Genomic DNA, 2,524 nt, shown 5'->3' on the forward strand with positions numbered 1-2,524 from the left:
ATAATGCTATTCAAAAATATATCAAAGAAACTCATTCTACGGCCCTGACTGAAAGGTCGGATGAAGTAGAAAATTTTATTACCACCATCAATTTTTTATATAACGCAGGAAATTCTCCTTTATCTCAGGGAAATAAAGTGGAAGTATTGATTAACGGTGAAGAAAAATTTGCGAAAGTTTTTGAAGTGATAAAAGGTGCTAAACATCATATTCACCTTGAATATTATATTTATGATAATGATAAAATAGGAAACAATCTTGCGGATCTTTTAATTCAGAAAGCTAATGAAGGTGTTATAGTCCGCTTTCTTTACGATGATATGGGAAGTGGTAAAATTGGGAAAAAACTATTGAAGAGATTAAGAGAAGCGGGAATCGAAACTTCTCCTGTAAATAAAATTACCTTTAGGCTTCTTGCCAACCGTACTAATTACAGAGATCACCGAAAAATTATCATTGTAGACGGAGCAGAAGTATTTACCGGTGGAATCAATGTATCAGATAAATATATCAATCCGAATTCCAAGCAGTATTGGCGGGATATCCATCTTTATATTAAAGGAGGCGGAGCTTTTTACTTTCAGTTTTTGTTTTGGACCAACTGGATTTTTGCCACTGAAAAATTTCCTGAAATCACTCATGATTATTTCAGATATGAAGGGGAGTGCCCGGAAAATCAAATACTGCAGGTAGCAGCGAGTGGACCGGATACAAGCCCTGCGATTATGCTGAGTTCCAATTCGGCCATTCTTTCGGCGAAGAAAAAAGTCTATATTGTAACTCCTTATTTTATTCCTGTGGAAACAATCCTCAATGCGATAAAACAAATGGCAATGGCAGGACTCGATGTACGTTTAATGGTTCCTAAAGCGGGAGATTCGGTTATTGTGAATGCGGCAGCCTATTCCTATTATGAAGAATTACTTGAGAATAAAGTAAGGATTTTCTTTTATAAAAAAGGTTTCATCCATGCAAAGACAATGATTGTAGATGATAATTTTGCCATTGTGGGGACTGCTAATATGGATGTAAGAAGTCAGGAGCTTAATTTTGAAGTGAATACTCTTGTGTATGATAAAAAAGTTAATCAAAAACTACAGAAAGTATTTTTGGAAGATATGAAAGACTGTGAGGAGATTACATTGGAACAATGGAGAAAAAGGTCCCGGGTTAAAGTGTTTTTTGAACATTTGTCAAGACTGCTTTCTCCATTGATATAGGTTTATACTTTAGCTAAATATTCCAGTGCCTGTTCAAGGGTTTCCTCTTTTTTGGCAAAGCATAACCTGATTACATTTTCATTAAGCCTATTTTTGTAGAAAGCAGAAAAAGGCACACTCGCCACCTTATGCTGAATTGTAAGTTCAGTAGCGAATTCAAAATCATTTTTATCCGATATTTTATCATAAGTAAGTGCTTGGAAATAGGTGCCTTCACACTCCAATAGACCAAAAGAAGTCTGAGAAAGGCCTTTTCTCAGAAAATCTCTTTTTTCCTGAAAGAACTGATTAAGATAAAGGTAATGTTCTTCATTTTTCATAAATTCAGCTAGTGCTAACTGTATGGGTGTATTAACACAGAAAACATTGAATTGGTGAATTTTTCTGAATTCATCGGTTAAAGCCTTAGGAGCAGCACAATAGCCGGTCTTCCATCCTGTCACATGAAACAGTTTTCCAAAAGAAGCTACCAGAAAGCTTCTTTCTTTAAGCTCCGGATAACGGCATACACTTAAATGGTCTAATCCGTCAAAAGTAATATTTTCATATACTTCATCACTTAAAATTAAAATGGAAGTATTCCTTACCAGCTTTATAAGTTCCTGGATATCATTTTCTTTGAAAATCTTTCCTGAAGGGTTATTGGGATTGTTTAGAATGATCATTTTGGTTTTTTCACTGATCAGGCCTTTCACGATATTCCAGTCTATAGAATAATCCGGAGCTTTCATTTCAAAACGTTTTACTATCCCTCCAAACAATTCGACAGTTGGTTCATAACAATCATATGCCGGCTCAAAAATGATTACTTCATCATCCTTTTGTATAAAGGTGGCGATAGCTGTAAAAATGGCCTGGGTTCCTCCTGCTGTGACAGTAATTTCGGTATCGGGATGGTAACTGGACTGATGGCTTCTTTCCAGTTTTTCTGCAATGGCCTCTTTTAAAGGCATCATTCCTCCTAGGGGAGCGTACTGATTAAAGCCTTTTTTTATAAAGTAATCTACAGAATTCAATAATTCCGGATCCGGCAGGAAGTCAGGGAAACCTTGAGAAAGATTAATAGCCTGATGTTGATTGGCCAGTTGAGTCATCTGACTGAAAATAGTAGTTCCTACGTTGGGAAGTTTTGATGCTGGAAGTTGTATCATTGAATAAAGGTTTAAACTATGTCGAAATTAAAGCATTTTTTGTAAATGAAAGATGAAATACGTAATAATATGTGAAAATTCATTGTTTGTTTTTATTTTGAAATGAAATTATCTATAGAAAATAAATGTTATATGTCTTTCATATTGATGAAG

Annotated in this window: 2 protein-coding genes; one reads left to right on the forward strand and one right to left on the reverse strand. The window is 35.0% G+C overall.

Annotated features, from left to right (window positions below; genetic code table 11):
• The coding region (cls, locus tag Q0A18_RS16245) for a cardiolipin synthase (RefSeq protein ID WP_292011215.1) at positions 1 to 1,220 on the forward strand (1,220 nt) is incomplete at its 5' end.
• A gap of 2 nt (positions 1,221 to 1,222) precedes the next feature.
• Here cls and Q0A18_RS16250 read toward each other — a convergent pair.
• Positions 1,223 to 2,371 (reverse strand): methionine aminotransferase, encoded by a 1,149-nt coding sequence (locus Q0A18_RS16250; RefSeq protein ID WP_292011216.1) that lies wholly within the window; start codon positions 2,369 to 2,371, stop codon positions 1,223 to 1,225.
• Positions 2,372 to 2,524: the final 153 nt, after the last annotated feature.

The organism is Chryseobacterium sp. (genome assembly GCF_022712095.1).
In the GTDB taxonomy this organism is placed as follows: Bacteria; Bacteroidota; Bacteroidia; order Flavobacteriales; family Weeksellaceae; genus Chryseobacterium.

Bases quoted from the DNA above. Each gene is read 5' to 3' on its own strand.
- Q0A18_RS16250 (WP_292011216.1), bottom strand. From the start codon at position 2,371: ATGATACAACTTCCAGCATCAAAACTTCCCAACGTAGGAACTACTATT.